Annotated in this window: 11 protein-coding genes; 5 read left to right on the top strand and 6 right to left on the bottom strand. The window is 71.9% G+C overall.

The window, feature by feature from the left end; translation table 11 throughout:
• The first annotated feature begins 138 nt into the window (after positions 1–138).
• A complete protein-coding gene (locus ACSMXR_RS00695) occupies positions 139–1,260 on the top strand; it encodes a LacI family DNA-binding transcriptional regulator (RefSeq protein ID WP_240805859.1) in 1,122 nt (373 codons plus the stop codon).
• Positions 1,261–1,369: 109 nt separating this feature from the next.
• Here ACSMXR_RS00695 and ACSMXR_RS00690 read toward each other — a convergent pair whose 3' ends face one another.
• A complete protein-coding gene (locus tag ACSMXR_RS00690) occupies positions 1,370–3,343 on the bottom strand; it encodes a serine hydrolase domain-containing protein (RefSeq protein ID WP_473170934.1) in 1,974 nt (657 codons plus the stop codon).
• 224 nt (positions 3,344–3,567) lie between these two features.
• On the opposite strand from ACSMXR_RS00690, the gene ACSMXR_RS00685 reads away from it, so the two are divergent.
• The 3 genes from ACSMXR_RS00685 (at position 3,568) to ACSMXR_RS00675 (ending at position 6,612) form a co-directional block, all read left to right on the top strand.
• On the top strand, positions 3,568–4,677 hold the full coding sequence (locus ACSMXR_RS00685; protein WP_473170933.1) for an NAD(P)H-dependent flavin oxidoreductase: 1,110 nt from the start codon (positions 3,568–3,570) through the stop codon (positions 4,675–4,677).
• Positions 4,674–6,224: an acyl-CoA synthetase gene (locus tag ACSMXR_RS00680; protein ID WP_473170932.1), complete on the top strand. Its 1,551-nt coding sequence runs from the start codon at positions 4,674–4,676 to the stop codon at positions 6,222–6,224. Before ACSMXR_RS00685 ends, ACSMXR_RS00680 begins: the two co-directional genes overlap by 4 nt.
• A gap of 112 nt (positions 6,225–6,336) precedes the next feature.
• Entirely contained in the window at positions 6,337–6,612 is a 276-nt protein-coding gene (locus tag ACSMXR_RS00675; protein WP_473170931.1) for a hypothetical protein, read from the top strand.
• Positions 6,613–6,712: 100 nt separating this feature from the next.
• Here ACSMXR_RS00675 and ACSMXR_RS00670 read toward each other — a convergent pair whose 3' ends face one another.
• On the bottom strand, positions 6,713–9,127 hold the full coding sequence (locus tag ACSMXR_RS00670; RefSeq protein ID WP_473170930.1) for an acylase: 2,415 nt from the start codon (positions 9,125–9,127) through the stop codon (positions 6,713–6,715).
• Positions 9,128–9,280: 153 nt separating this feature from the next.
• Here ACSMXR_RS00670 and ACSMXR_RS00665 point away from each other — a divergent pair, with 153 nt between their 5' ends.
• Positions 9,281–10,780, top strand: coding sequence for an acyl-CoA synthetase (locus ACSMXR_RS00665; protein ID WP_473170929.1), 1,500 nt, complete (start codon positions 9,281–9,283; stop codon positions 10,778–10,780).
• 9 nt (positions 10,781–10,789) lie between these two features.
• Here the strand turns inward: ACSMXR_RS00665 and ACSMXR_RS00660 are convergent, their stop codons facing one another.
• The 4 genes from ACSMXR_RS00660 to paaK form a co-directional block, all read right to left on the bottom strand.
• The gene (locus ACSMXR_RS00660) at positions 10,790–11,554 is read right to left on the bottom strand and encodes an amino acid ABC transporter ATP-binding protein (RefSeq protein ID WP_473170928.1); all 765 of its coding nucleotides are present in this window, start codon (positions 11,552–11,554) and stop codon (positions 10,790–10,792) included.
• A complete protein-coding gene (locus ACSMXR_RS00655) occupies positions 11,551–12,432 on the bottom strand; it encodes an amino acid ABC transporter permease (protein ID WP_137231218.1) in 882 nt (293 codons plus the stop codon). The genes ACSMXR_RS00660 and ACSMXR_RS00655 overlap by 4 nt, the downstream gene beginning before the upstream one ends.
• The gene (locus tag ACSMXR_RS00650) at positions 12,429–13,307 is read right to left on the bottom strand and encodes an ABC transporter substrate-binding protein (protein ID WP_137231220.1); all 879 of its coding nucleotides are present in this window, start codon (positions 13,305–13,307) and stop codon (positions 12,429–12,431) included. Before ACSMXR_RS00650 ends, ACSMXR_RS00655 begins: the two co-directional genes overlap by 4 nt.
• Before the next feature lie 109 nt (positions 13,308–13,416).
• Positions 13,417–14,712: a phenylacetate--CoA ligase PaaK gene (gene paaK, locus ACSMXR_RS00645; protein ID WP_218527223.1), complete on the bottom strand. Its 1,296-nt coding sequence runs from the start codon at positions 14,710–14,712 to the stop codon at positions 13,417–13,419.
• Between the last annotated feature and the right edge of the window lie 165 nt (positions 14,713–14,877).

Genomic DNA, 14,877 nt, shown 5'->3' with positions numbered 1-14,877 from the left:
GAGACTAGGAATGCCGTCGGAGCGACGTCAACAGCTGATGCACAAGAATTTTTCGCCCACGTTAACGGGTGTATCGGTAGAGAGACTTCAGTAAATCGATACACTAGGGTGGTCAGGGAGTTTCGAACCGGAGGTGGCATGAGCGGGGTAACGATCCATCAGGTCGCGGCGGCTGCGGGCGTCTCCGCGAGTACGGTCTCCAACGTCCTCAACGGGCGCACCGACCGCATGCAGGCGGCCACCCTGGCGCGTGTCGAGGAGACCATCGAGCGGCTGAGCTACCGGCCCAACCGTGCGGCGCGGATGCTGCGCACCGGCCGGATCAAGGTGATCGGCCTGATCGTGCCCTCCGTCGCCAACCCGTTCTGGGGGTCGCTCGCGCGGGAGCTGGAGGCCATCGCGCTCGCCGAGGGCTACCACGTACTGCTCTGCAACAGCGAGCGCGATCCCGCCCGGGAACTCAAGTACGGCGAGGAGCTGTTGGCGGACGGGGTCAGCGGAGTGGTGCTCTGCTCCTCGCTGCCCTCCCTCGAACACGTCGAGCCGCTGCTCAGCCGGGGTCTGAAGATGGTCGCCTTCGACCGTACGGCCCAGGCGGGCGATCCGCCGTCACTGGCGAGCATCAGTGTGGACAACGCCATGGGAGCCGAGCTGGCCACCCGCCATCTGCTCGAACTCGGCCACCGAAGACTGGCGTTCGTCTCCGGCTCGGTCAACAGCGTCAACCGCCGCGAGCGGCTGCGGGGCTTCCGTGCCGCGCTGGAGGGGGCCGGGCTCGACCCGGCCGACGCGACGGTCTGGCCCGGGGCCGACACCAGCGAGTTCGGCGACAAGGACGCGGCCGAGCTGGGCCGCAACGCCGCCCGCGAACTGCTCTCCGGGCCCCGTCCGCCGACCGCGTTCGTCGCCATCAACGACATGTGCGCGATCGGGATCTGCCGGGGCGCCAAGGACGCCGGACGCACCGCGGGGCGCGATGTGTCGGTGGTCGGCTTCGACGACATCCTGCTCGCCGATCTCTTCGAGCCGCCGCTCACCACCGTCCGCCAGCCGCTGCCGGAGATGGCGGCGGAGACCTTCCAGCAGCTGCGCGCCCGGATCGAGTCGGCGCCCTCGGCCGGCCGCTCCCTGCTGATCCGGCCGCGGCTGGTGGTCCGGGAGTCGACCGCGCCGGCGCCCTCCGAGCCCGCGTCGGCGGACGCGGAGACTCCGGACGCTCCGGGCGCGGTCGCCCCGGACGAGGTCGCTCCGGCGGTGTGAGGAGCGCCGGCGGCTGACGCGCCGACCGCTCCGGGCGATCACCCGGAGCGGCTGACCCGCCTCGTTGTCCGTTGGAGTCCGTTGCTTTTCGTTCGGGACGGACGACAGGTCAGTCGGCCGACGGCGTCCAGCCCGTCGCCTCGATCCGGCCGGCGTCCCGGGGCCGTTCCGCGTCGAAGACCGTGCGGACGCCGTCCCGGACCCGCAGGCCGTCCACGTACGCGCCGCGTCCCACGTATAGCTGGTCGGTGGTGTAACGCCACCGCAGGCGCACGTCCCGGCCGCGCCAGGCCGTCAGGTCCGCCTCCAGCCGGTGCCAGACGCGCCCCGACCAGCCGCTCACCGATCCGGCCGGATGCGGCTGCGGGTCCGGCCGGTGGCCCGGTCCCGGACCTACGGTGGTGAACGGCACCGGCTGCCAGTCCTGCCCCGCCGACGCTTCCAGGAAGAGCCCGTCGGAGCCCGGTTCCGTGTCCCACCACAGCGCGCACTCCAGCCGGGCCGCCGCCGATTCCAGGCGCAGCGCGGGCAGTGTGAGGGTGGCGGTGGACGCGCTCGCCATCCCGGAGAACCAGGCCGTGCGCCCGCGCTCGGGCCGGACCGGGACGGCCCGCGCCAGCTGGTTGGCGGCCGCCACCCGGGGCGCGCTCCCCGAGCGCCAACTCCGTACGGGATGAACCGAGTTGCCCAGCACGATGAGGAAGGTGTCGGTCGACGGGTCGAGCACCAGACTGGTCCCGGTGAACCCGGTGTGCCCCGCACTGCGCGGGGTCGCCATCGCGCCCATGTACCAGTGCTGATAGAGCTCGAAGCCCAGGCCGTGCTCGTCGCCCGGGAACGCGGTGTTGAAGTCGGTGAACAGCAGGTCGACCGAGTCCTCGGACAGGATGCGGGAGCGGCCGTACACCCCGCCGTTGAGGAGCGTACGGGCGAGGACCGCGAGGTCCCAGGCGCAGGAGAACACCCCGGCATGGCCCGCCACCCCGCCGAAGCTGTGGGCGTTCTCGTCGTGCACCTCGCCCCAGACGAGACCGCGATCGAGACCGGACCAGGGCAGCCGGGCGTCCTCGGTGGCCGCGATCTTCGGCTTCCAGGAGGCGGGCGGGTTGTAGCGGGTGCGGTGCATCCCGAGCGGGCCGGTGATCTCCTCGCGGAGCAGGGCGTCCAGCGGGCGGCCGGTGAGGTGTTCCAGGATCAGTTGCAGCGAGATGAGGTTGAGGTCGGAGTAGAGGTAGGCGCTGCCCGGGGTGCTCGCGGGAACCTCCTCCCACAGCATGCGGAGCTTGCCCTCCCGCGTCGGCTCCTGGTACAGCGGGATCCAGGCGCGGAAACCCGAGGTGTGCGTGAGCAGGTGACGGACCGTGATGTCCTGCTTGCCGCCGCCCGCGAAGTCCGGGAGGTACGAGGCGACCGTCGCCTCCAGCTCCAGCCGGCCGCGCTCGATCTGCTGGACCGCCAGGAGCGAGGTGAACAGCTTGGAGATCGAGGCCAGGTCGAAGACGGTGTCCTCGGCCATCGCGATCTGCTGGTCCGCCGGGAACTCCACTCCGGTGTCGGTCTTCTCGTCGTACGCCGAATAGCGCACCGCCTTGCCGATCGGCCGGTGCAGCGCCACCGTGCCGCCCCGCCCGGCGAGCAGTACCGCTCCCGCGTACCAGGGGTGCTCGGGGGAGTCGGCGAGATAGGCCTCGGCGTCCCGCACCAGCTGGTCCAGCGGCCTCTGGAGCAGCCCGGCGCGCGCGGCGCTCCCGCGTCGCAGCGTGGGCCGGTGCGCCCCTGACTCCATGCCCGCTCCCGTGTCCGCCGCTCCGTCCGCGGCGCTCGCTTCCGGCCCGCTCCGGGCGGCCGCGGCCGCGAGCGGAATCGGCGTCAGCGCGAGCGCGCCGCCCAGCGCCAGTATCCCGCCGCCCAGCCGCCGCCGGGCGATGCCGCTCCCGGCCGCACGGAATCCGGAGGGAGAGCCGCCTCCGCCCCCGGCCGGGCTTCCGTTCCCGGCCGGGCCTCCGCTTTTGGCCGGGCCTCCGCCCCCTGGCGTGCCCCGGCCGTCCGCCGCCCGTCCGTTCCCTCGCGTGTCCCCGGTCATCCGCAACTCCTTCCCGCGCCCGACGCCCGGTCACCGGGGCGCACCCGGGGGCCGGCGCCCGCGCGAAAGTAACTTCCGAAATCTCGCCGAGCAGTGAAAGTTCCTGCCGCCGCAGAGGTTACTGTCACCCCCGCGCTCCCGGGGGCCTCCCGGCCCGCAAAGAATCTGACACTGCATCAGAAAATCTCTTCCCTCGGCCGCCCGGCTGCGGCATCCTGCCGCCCATGGAGACGGAACTGAGCCGCCAACTGGGAATCGAGCACGCCATCTTCGGCTTCACGCCGTTCCCCGAGGTCGCCGCGGCCATCACCAGAGCCGGCGGTTTCGGCGTGCTCGGGGCGGTCCGCTACACCGCGCCCGAGGACCTCGCGCGTGACCTGGACCGGCTGCACGAACTCGCCGACGGCAAGCCCTACGGCCTCGACGTCGTCATGCCGGCCAAGAGGGTCGAGGGCGTCACCGAGGCGGACGTCGAGGCGATGATCCCGGCCGAGCACCGCGGTTTCGTGCGGGATCTCCTGGCCCGCTACGGCGTGCCCGAGCTGGCCGAAGGAGAGGCGTCCGGCTGGCGCATCACCGGCTGGATGGAGGAGGTCGCCCGGGGCCAGCTCGACGTGGCCTTCGACTACCCGATCAAACTCCTCGCCAACGCCCTCGGCTCCCCGCCCGCCGACGTCATCGAGCGCGCCCACGACCACGGAGTCCTCGTCGCCGCACTGGCCGGGAGCGCCCGGCACGCCCGGCGGCACGCCGAGGCGGGCATCGACGTCGTCGTCGCCCAGGGGTACGAAGCGGGCGGCCACACCGGGGAGATCGGCTCCATGGTGCTGGTCCCCGAGGTCGTGGAGGCGGTCGCCCCGCTGCCGGTGCTGGCCGCCGGAGGCATCGGCAGCGGCGAACAGGTCGCCGCCGGACTCGCCCTCGGCGCGCAGGGCGTCTGGCTCGGCTCCCTCTGGCTCACCACCGAGGAGGCCGACCTGCACTCCGAGGCCCTGACCGCCAAACTGCTCGCCGCGGGCTCCGGCGACACGGTCCGCTCCCGCGCCCTCACCGGGAAACCCGCACGCCAGCTCCGTACCGCATGGACCGACGCCTGGGACGACGCGGCCGGACCCGGCACCCTGCCCATGCCGCTCCAGGGGCTGCTGGTGGCCGAGGCCGTCTCGCGGATCCAGAAGTACGAGGTCGGGGAGCTGCTGGGCACGCCCGTCGGGCAGATCGTCGGCCGGATGACCAGCGAACGCAGCGTGCAGGCGGTCGTCGACGACCTGACCCGCGGCTTCGAACGCGCCGTCACCCGCATGAACCGCATCGCCGGAAGGAGCGCCACGTGAACCAGCCGCCCAACGGCTTCTGGGCCCAGGCCGCCGCCGACCCCGACCGCACCGTCCTGATCGCCCCGGACGGCGAGGAGTGGAGCGCGGGCCGGCTGTACGCCGACGTCAACCGCATGGTCCACGGACTGCGCGCGGCCGGGCTGCGCGAGGGCGACGCGTTCGCCGTCGTCCTGCCCAACGGCGTCGAACTCCTCACCGCCTACCTCGCCGCCTCGCAGGCCGGCTTCTACCTCGTCCCGGTCAACCACCACCTCGTCGGCCCCGAGATCGCCTGGATCGTCGCCGACTCGGGGGCCCGCGTCCTCATCGCCCACGAACGTTTCGCGGCCACCGCGACGGCCGCCGCCGACGAGGCGGAGCTGCCCGCCACCCACCGTTACGGCGTCGGCACGGTCCCCGGCAGCCGCCCCTACGCCGAACTCCTCGACGGCCACCCCGCAACCCCACCCGAGGAACGCACCCTCGGCTGGGTCATGAACTACACCTCCGGCACCACCGGCCGCCCGCGCGGCATCCGGCGTCCGCTGCCCGGCAAACGGCCCGAGGAGACCTACCTCGGCGGGTTCCTCGGCATCTTCGGCATCCGGCCGTTCGACGACAACGTCCACCTGGTCTGCTCGCCGCTCTACCACACCGCCGTGCTCCAGTTCGCGGGCGCCGCACTCCACATCGGGCACCCGCTGGTCCTGATGGACGGCTGGGCCCCGCAGGAGATGCTGCGCCTGATCGACACCCACCGCTGCACGCACACCCATATGGTCCCGACGCAGTTCCACCGCCTGCTCGCACTCCCCGAAGACGTACGGGGCCGCTACGACGTCTCCTCCATGCGGCACGCCATCCACGGGGCCGCGCCCTGCCCCGACCACGTCAAACGCGCCATGATCGACTGGTGGGGGAGCTGTGTCGAGGAGTACTACGCGGCCAGCGAGGGCGGCGGAGCGTTCGCCACCGCCGAGGACTGGCTGAAGAAGCCCGGCACCGTGGGCAAGGCCTGGCCGATCAGCGAACTCGCCGTCTTCGACGACGACGGCAACCGGCTCGCGGCGGGCGAACTGGGCACCGTCTACATGAAGATGAGCACCGGCGGCTTCAGCTACCACAAGGACGAGACCAAGACCCGCAAGAACCGCATCGGCGACTTCTTCACCGTCGGCGACCTCGGCGTGCTGGACGAGGACGGTTACCTCTTCCTCCGCGACCGCAAGATCGACATGATCATCGCGGGCGGCGTCAACATCTACCCCGCCGAGATCGAGTCCGCCCTGCTCACCCACCCCGCCGTGGCGGACGCCGCCGCCTTCGGCATCCCGCACGCCGACCGGGGCGAGGAGGTCAAGGCCGTCGTCGAACCGGCTGACGGCCACGAGCCGTCGGCCGAACTCGCCGCCGCGATCCTCGCCCACTGCGAAGAGCGGCTCGCCGGCTACAAACGGCCCCGGAGCCTGGACTTCATCACCGCGATGCCCCGCGACCCCAACGGCAAGCTCTACAAACGACGCCTGCGCGAACCGTACTGGGAGGGCTTCGAGCGACCTCTTTGAGGCGGGCGCGTCCACACGGGCTCGGCCTCGGGGGCAGGATGGGCGGGTGCTCCCTCCTCGACTGCTGTGGCGTGATCCCCGGCCCGTCCCTCGGCTCAACCGGCAGGAGCCGGTGACCGTGATCGTCAGCGACCCCGGCTTCCACGAACCGGGCGGCGACGACCACTGCTCGGCGTTCGGCTATTTCTGCCGGGCGCACGACCGCCCCTACCGGCACGAGTCCTGCGGGGACGGGCCGCACCTCCTCGCCCTGGACTGCCAGGAACACGGACCGGAGAACATGTGGCCGCAGCCGCGCATGCTGCTGTTCCCGGAGGGCTTCGACCCGCCGCTGAGCGCCGCGCAGCTGGCCTGGGCGCGCGCGGAGGGCGGAGCCGTCCCGGGATGATCCGCCAGGAACGCCCGGGAACGCCGTCACGACACGCCAGCGAGAAGGGCGCCCACCGAGGCGGACGCCCTTCTCACAGCGGGCGCAACCGCGCACCGCGCTACCGCCGCTCGTGCACCCGCACCACCCGCAGGGCCGGCGAGCGGGCGATGTCCTTCTCGCAGAACCGCGACGTCACCCAGCGCTCGCCCGCGTACAGCCGGGTCTGGTCGCTGTAGTGCGGTGACTTCGGATTCTCCGACTGGGAGTACGTCAGCAGCGTCCGGGCCACCGGGCAGCGGCTGTCGTCCCAGCCGACCGCCTGGATGTAGCTGGAGCCCGACGACACCTCCGTATAGCCGCCCGCCGCCGCGTTCCACACCGGCTCGGTCTTGTTCCAGATGCCCAGCGACTCCGTCCCGCCGCCGATCGGGAGCCGCTTGCCGTTCCGTACGACGAACTGGTGCTTGCCCAGCGGCGCGTCGAGCGCGATGCCCGCCGCCCGCAGCTCCGCCACCGCGTCCGCAAGCGCCGTGCCCACACCGGGCGCGGCGGTGTTCAGACCGCGCGGGGTGCGCACCGGGTCGGCCGGGTCGAACGGGGTCCGCCACAGCTCGGCGGCGGGCACCGCCGAGGCCCTCCGCCAGAAGCGGTCGAAGAGCAGCGCGCCCCGGCTGTCGCTGTCCACGCTCCGGTCCCAGCGCCGCAGCACCCGGCAGGCCGCCGACACATCGACCGGCGTACCGCCCGTGCCCACGGCCGTGCCGCCCGGCAGCGCCGCGCACCACTTCGCCGTCTCCGAGGCGGCCAGGTCACCGGCCGGCGCACGGTTGGCGAACTGCTGCCGCTGGAGATCCGCGACCCGGAGGCGGCCCCGGTCCGCCATCGCCGCGACATCCTCGATCGCGCCACGCGTCCGCATCGACCGGGGCGTCGCGACCGTGCCGAAGATCCGCTCGTACCCGGTCAGCGGCTGCTCCGCGTTGGTCAGCCAGGCGCTGTCGTTGGAGTTCTCCACGTACGGCCGGTTCTTCAGCGTGGGCATCCGGCTCGGGCCGAAGATGCCCGGCTGCACCGCGTCCGGGTCGCTGCCCAGCGCGCAGTCCGCGCGCGAACCGTCCAGCACCGCCAGTCCGGACGCCGGATACGTGGCCCGGCCCAGCGGGGTCGAGCAGCGTTCGGCCAGCTCGTCCGTGATCCTCGGCAGCACCTGCGACTGGGCGAAGAACGAGTGCCCCGCCCGGTCCGCGGCGATCGTGTTCACCCACGGCATGCCCTGATTCCGGTGCAACGAGCGTTCCACGTCCGCCGTGGAGCGGGACCTGCTGAAGCCCAGACCGGTGTCCGCCATCCGCAGATTCGTCGCGTTCGGATCGTTCAGCGCGTACGCCGTGCTCGTCGTCCACGGCAGCGGCAGCGCCGAGCCCATCGCGTCGACGACGGGACCGTAACGGGTCCACCACTGGGTGCGGGTGACGGGAGCCGCGCCCTTCACCGGGACGCTCACCGTCCGCTTCGTCATCCGCTCCCGCTCGCCGTCCACCAGATAGACGGTCGGGTCGGCCGGATCGAGCGTGAGCTGATGCAGATTCAGCGTGACGCCCGTGGCGACCGTATGGCTCCACGCCACATCCGCGTTGTGCCCGATCGAGATCGTCGTCGCGCCCAGCAGCGACGCACCCGACACGTTCAGCTCACCGGGAATCGTCTGCTGCGACTGCCAGAAGCGGCGTCCGCCCTGCCACGGGTAGTGCGGGTTGCCGAGCAGCAGCCCGCGCCCGTTCACCGTGGTGGAGCCGTCGAAGGCCACCGCGTTGGAGCCCATGTCCGCGTTCTGCGCCGACAGCAGCCGCTGGGCCGCCGTCGCCGCCTCCTCGGGGGTGACCCCGGCCGCCGGGGGAGCGGCGGTCGGCGGCCGCGCCGCCGTGATGCCGTCGATGCCGCGCCCCTGGCCGCCGAGCACGGCCAGCGCGTACCCGCGCGCCGCCACGTCCAGCGCCGTCACCGGACGCACCCAGGACGCGCCCCGGCAGGCCGGATCGGTGATCCGGTTCTGCTCGATCCACGCGTTGTACCCGGCGGCGAACCCGCGCATCGTCTCCTTGGCGTCCCGGCTCGGACCGGCGGGCGCGGGCGCCTTCAGCAGCTTCTCCACCGTGCCGCTGTCCCGGACACCCCGGAAGTACAGATCGCTGGAGAGGTTCGTCGCCGCCGAGGAGAGGGAGAAGTCCGGGGCGGCGTCCGGGCCGAAGAACCTCGACCGTTCCCCGCGCACCGTGAGGAAACCGTCCGCCAGCGTGCACACCTGGTCGGCGGCCTGCGCCCAGCCGGTGCCGAAGCCGAGCTGTGCGTAGTCCTTCGCCACGATGTGCGGAATGCCGTACTCCGTGTACCGGATGACGGCGGAGAGCCCGCCGCCCGACGGGTGCCGCTCCGGCCCGGCCCCGGACGCGGCGGCCGGCGGCAGCGAGGCCGACACGGTGAACAGGGCGAGACCGGCGACCCCGAGCAGTCTCAGACGGTTGCGTAACGTCAAGGTGTTCCTCCCAGCGGTGCGGGTGGCACGGCGGCGGCCCGGACCGTCCGGACAGCCACGCGCCACTCAGCCAGGGAGCCCCGGGAACTGTCAACCGTCTGGTCGGTATCCAGCCTCTTGACCCCGGGGCCCGGGCCGCACAAGGATCACGCCATGACAGGTGTACGCAGCAGCACAGTCGACGGCGTCCTCACCCGCAGCGCCCGGCGCACCCCCGCCCGGACCGCCGTACGGTACGCCGACCGGGTCTGGACCTACCGCGCGCTGGACGCCGCCGTCTCCACGGCCGCCGCCGTCCTCACCGAGGAACACGGCCTCGCCCCCGGCGACCGGGTGGCCGCCTACGCGCACAACTCCGACGCCTATCTCATCGGCTTCCTCGCCTGCGCACGGGCCGGGTTCGTCCATGTGCCGGTCAACCAGAACCTCACCGGCGACGACCTGACCTACCTCCTGGACCAGTCCGGCTCCGCCCTCGTCCTGACCGACCCGGACCTCGCCGGGCGGCTCCCCGACAGACTCCCGGTGCGCGCGCTGCGCGACGCCCCCGGCGCTCTCCTCGACGCCCTGGAGACGGAACGGCCGTTCACCCCGCGGCGCCCGCCCGCCTCCGACGACCTGGTGCAGCTGCTCTACACCTCCGGCACCACCGCCCTGCCCAAGGGCGCGATGATGACGCACGGGGCCCTGGTCCACGAGTACGTCAGCGCGATCACCGCGCTCGGCCTCAGCGCCGCCGACCGGCCCGTGCACTCGCTGCCGCTCTACCACTCGGCCCAGATGCATGTGTTCCTGCTGCCCTATCTGGCGGTCGGCGCGGAGAACACCATCCTGGACGCGCCGGACGCCGTCCGCGTCTTCGACCTCGTCGAAGCGGGTCTGGCCGACAGCCTGTTCGCCCCGCCCACCGTCTGGATCGGCCTCGCCAACCACCCGGAGTTCGCCACCCGCGACCTCGGCGGTCTGCGCAAGGCGTTCTACGGGGCCTCGATCATGCCCGTGCCCGTCCTGGAGCGGCTGCGGAGACGCCTCCCGCACCTGGCCTTCTTCAACTGCTTCGGCCAGAGCGAGATCGGCCCGCTGGCCACCGTGCTGGGTCCCGACGAGCACGAGGGCCGAATGGACTCCTGCGGCCGTCCCGTCCTCTTCGTGGAGGCCCGCGTCGTCGACGAGAAGGGCCAGGACGTCCCCGACGGCACCCCCGGCGAGGTCGTCTACCGCTCGCCCCAACTGTGCTCCGGCTACTGGGACAAGCCCGAGGAGACGGCGGCCGCCTTCCGCGACGGCTGGTTCCACTCCGGCGACCTCGCCGTCCGTGACGCCGAGGGCTTCTACACCGTCGTCGACCGGGTCAAGGACGTCATCAACTCCGGTGGTGTCCTCGTCGCCTCCCGCCAGGTCGAGGACGCCCTCTACACCCACCCCGCCGTCGCCGAGACCGCCGTCATCGGCCTGCCGGACGACCGCTGGATCGAGGCCGTCACCGCCGTCGTCGTCCTGCGCGGCGAGGCGAGCGACACCGAACTCATCGCCCACGCCCGCGAGAGGCTCACCGCCTTCAAGGCCCCCAAGCGCGTCGTGTTCGTGAACGAACTGCCGCGCAACGCCAGCGGGAAGATCCTCAAGCGGCAACTGCGCGACGAGCTCACCTGAACCCGGCCGCTACAGCCGCCCCGCCTCCACGATCCGCCGCAGGAACCGCCGGGTGCGCTCCTCGCGGGGCGCGCCGAACACCTCCTCGGGCGTGCCGCGTTCCAGCACCACTCCGGCGTCCAGGAAGCACACCTGGTCGGCGACCTCGCGGGCGAACGCCATCTCATGGGTGGCGATCACCATCGTCATGCCGTCGTCCTTCACCTCCCGTACGAGAGCGAGCACTTCGCCCACCAGCTCCGGGTCCAGGGCGGCCGTGATCTCGTCCAGGAGCAGCAGCCGGGGCCGTACCGCCAGCGCCCGCACGATCGCCGCCCGCTGCTGCTGTCCGCCGCTGAGCCGGTCCGGATACTCGTCCGCCTTCGCCCCGAGCCCCAGCCGCTCCAGCAGCTCCCGGGCCTCCGCCTCGGCCCGGGGCCGGGACAGGCCGTGGACCCGGCGCGGGGCCAGCGTGATGTTCTGCAGCACGGTCAGATGCGGGAAGAGGTTGTACGCCTGGAACACCACGCCGATCCGGCGGCGCACCGAGTCCGCGTCGGCCCGGGGGTCCGTGATCTCCTCGCCCTCCAGCCAGATCGCCCCGTCGTCGACCTCCTCCAGGAGATTGGCGCAGCGCAGCAGCGTCGACTTCCCGGAGCCGGAAGCCCCGATCAGCGCGGTCACCGTGTGCGGGGCCACCTCCAGGTCCACGTCCCGCAGCACCAGTGACGTACCGAACGACTTGCGGACCGCCTCCATCCGCAGCACCGGAGCTGTTTCCACCGCCGTGCTCATACCAGCCCTCCCTGGGCCCGCCGCCGGTCCATCCGGGCCGTCACCCAGTCGGTGAGCCGGGTCATCGGGATGGTCAGCGCCACGAAGACCAGACCCGCGACGACGTACGGGGTGTAGTTGAAGTCCTTGCTCGCGATGATCTGCGCCGCGTACACGGCGTCCACCGCCCCGGCGATCGAGACCAGACCGGTGTCCTTCTGGAGCGACACCAGGTCGTTCAGGAGCGGCGGCACCACCCGGCGCACCGCCTGCGGCAGTACGACGAAGCGCAGCGCCTGCCCGCTGCTCAGCCCCAGCGAACGCGCCGCCGCCCGCTGCGAGGGATGCACGGACTCGATGCCCGCTCGGAAGACCTCCGCGACGTACGCCGAGTACGTCAGCACCAGCGCGCCGCCGCCCAGCAGCACCGGATCGGTGGTCACCCCCTCCAGCCGCAGGGCGGGCACCCCGAAGACCACCATCAGCAGACAGATGATGAGCGGCAGCCCCCGGAAGAAGTCCGTGTACGCGGTCGCCAGCGCCCGCACCGGGAAGAACACCGGACCGCGCAGGGTCCGTGCCACGGCCAGCAGCAGACCGAGCACCAGCACGGCCGCACCGCACACGGCCAGCAGCCGGAGGTTCAGCCACAGGCCCTCCAGGACCTGCGGGAAGGCGACGCGCGCGTAATGGGCGCTGAAGAACGTCTCCTTGGTACGCGTCCAGCCCGGCGAGTTCGTGATCAGCAGGAACAGCACCGCGCCCACGACCAGGGTGCTGGTCGCGGCGATCGCGGTGGCCCGCCGGGTGCGGGCCCGCCGATGGCGCTCGCGGGCGATCCGGCGCTCGGACGGGACGTAGCCGTCCTCGACGACGGCCGGCGTCTTGTGCAGGGTCACTTGAGCACCGGCGCGTCGACGGCGTCGGAGAGCCACTCCTTCTCCAGGGCGGCCAGCGTGCCGTCCTTCCGTAGGGCGTCCACCGCACCGCTCACGCAGGAGGTCAGCGCGGACTCCTTGTCGAGGACCAGCCCGAACTGCTCCGGATCGCCGGGGGAGTCGGCGAACTGGCCCACCACCTCGGCCTCCGGCACCTCCGCCCCGGTGATGTAGAAGGCGGTCGGCAGGTCCACCACGATGGCGTCCACCTGGCCGGTCTTCAGGGCCGACTTGGCGAAGTCGTTGCGCTGGTAGACGGCGGGCTTCTCGCCCGGCTTCACCAGATCGGTGATGAAGTCCAGGCTGGTGGTGCCGACCTGGGCGCCGAGCTTCACGTCCTTGAGGTCGGCCACGCTCTTCGCCTTCGCCGCCTTCGACGACTTCAGGGCGACGACGGCCTGGCGCACGTCGTAGTAGCCGGAGGAGAAGGCGACGGCCTTCTTCCGCTCCTCACTGATGGAGACCTGGTTGATGTCGAAGTCGAACTTCTTCGCACCGGGCGCGAACGCGCTGTTGAACGGCGTGTGCTGCCACACCACCGCGTCGCGGTCGTACCCGAGCTCCTTCGCCACGGCGTAGGCCACCGCCGACTCGAAGCCCTTCCCGTTGGACGGCTCGTCGTCGGAGAACCAGGGCGCGTAGGCGGGCTTGTCGGTGCCCACGGTCAGCTTCCCGGTCGCCCGGGTGGCGAGCTTGCCGGGAGCGCAGGACGCCGTGGCACCGGCGGCCCGGTCCGGCGCCTTCTCCTCCGCTTGCGGGGCACATCCCGTGAGGGCGGCGCAGAGGGCGACGGCGGAGCACAGGGCGGTGACCAGGGACCGGTTGGCGAGATGCATAGCGGGAGACTCGCAGTGCCCGGCCCCCTCTGTCGAGATTTTCGCGCAGCTGTCCGCATAGTGGGAACGGGTGTTGCGGTGGTGTGAACGCGCCGGTCACCGGCGCCGTTCACCCCGTGCCGGACTCCCGCAGGTCCACGATCCGCCGGATCTTGCCCACCGAGCGCTCCAGCGACTCCGGATCCACGATCTCGACGCTCACCGACACCCCGACGCCGTCCTTCACCGCCGCCGCGATGGACCGCGCCGCCTTCTCCCGCTCGTCGCCCGTCGCGTCCGCCCGCGCCTCCGCGAGGACCGTCAGCGCGTCCAGCCGCCCGTGCCGGGTCAGCCGCAGCTGGAAGTGCGGGGCGACGGCGGGCGTACGCAGCACGATCTCCTCGATCTGGGTGGGGAAGAGGTTCACCCCGCGCAGGATCACCATGTCGTCGCTGCGCCCGGTGACCTTCTCCATCCGCCGGAACGTCCGCGCCGTCCCCGGCAGCAGCCGCGTCAGGTCCCGGGTGCGATAGCGGATCACCGGCATCGCCTCCTTGGTCAGCGAGGTGAAGACCAGCTCCCCCTCCTCGCCGTCGGGCAGCACCTCACCGGTGAACGGGTCCACGACCTCCGGATAGAAGTGGTCCTCCCAGATGTGCAGCCCGTCCTTCGTCTCCACGCACTCCTGCGCGACCCCCGGGCCCATCACCTCGGAGAGCCCGTATATGTCGACCGCGTCGATGGCGAACCGGTCCTCGATCTCCCGGCGCATCCCCTCGGTCCACGGCTCCGCGCCGAAGATCCCGACCTTCAGGGACGTGGAGCGCGGATCGACGCCCTGCCGCTCGAACTCGTCCAGCAGCGTCAGCATGTACGACGGCGTGATCATGATGATCTCGGGCCGGAAGTCCTGGATCAGCTGGACCTGGCGCGCGGTCATGCCCCCGGAGGCCGGGATCACCGTGCAGCCGAGCCGCTCCGCCCCGTAGTGCGCCCCGAGGCCGCCGGTGAACAGCCCGTATCCGTACGCCACATGGACCTTGTGGCCGGGCCGTCCGCCCGCCGCCCGGATCGAACGGGCCACCACGTCCGCCCAGTGGTCCAGATCCCGCTCGGTGTACCCGACGACCGTCGGACGCCCGGTCGTGCCGCTGGAGGCGTGGATCCTGCGCACCTCGTGCTCCGGTACGGCGAACATCCCGAAGGGGTAGTTGTCCCGCAGATCCGTCTTCGCGGTGAACGGGAACCGGGCCAGATCGGCGAGCGTCCGGCAGTCCTCGGGTTTCAGCCCGGCGCGGTCGAAGGCGTTGCGGTAGAAGGGGACCTTGTCGTACGCGTGCCGCAGCGTGGTCCGCATCCGCTCCAGTTGCAGGGCCTCCAGCTCGCCCCGGCCGAGCCGTTCCGCCGCGTCCAGCATGGCCGTCATAAGGACCCTTCCTCTCCCGAAGCGGGCGACCGATCATTCGGTCGATCTTCCTGGGAGCAGTAATTCAGGAGGCCGGGGGCGCTGGCAAGAGGGGCGCACACATCGCTGTGGATCAGCTCCCCGCGAAGTCCGGTGCGTCCGTACACGGGTTCCTGTTTGGATGGG

It is taken from the genome of Streptomyces sp. DSM 106670 (assembly GCF_055792845.1).
Note: the sequence above shows the minus strand (reverse complement) of the source record. Positions and strands in the feature narration are given on the sequence as shown.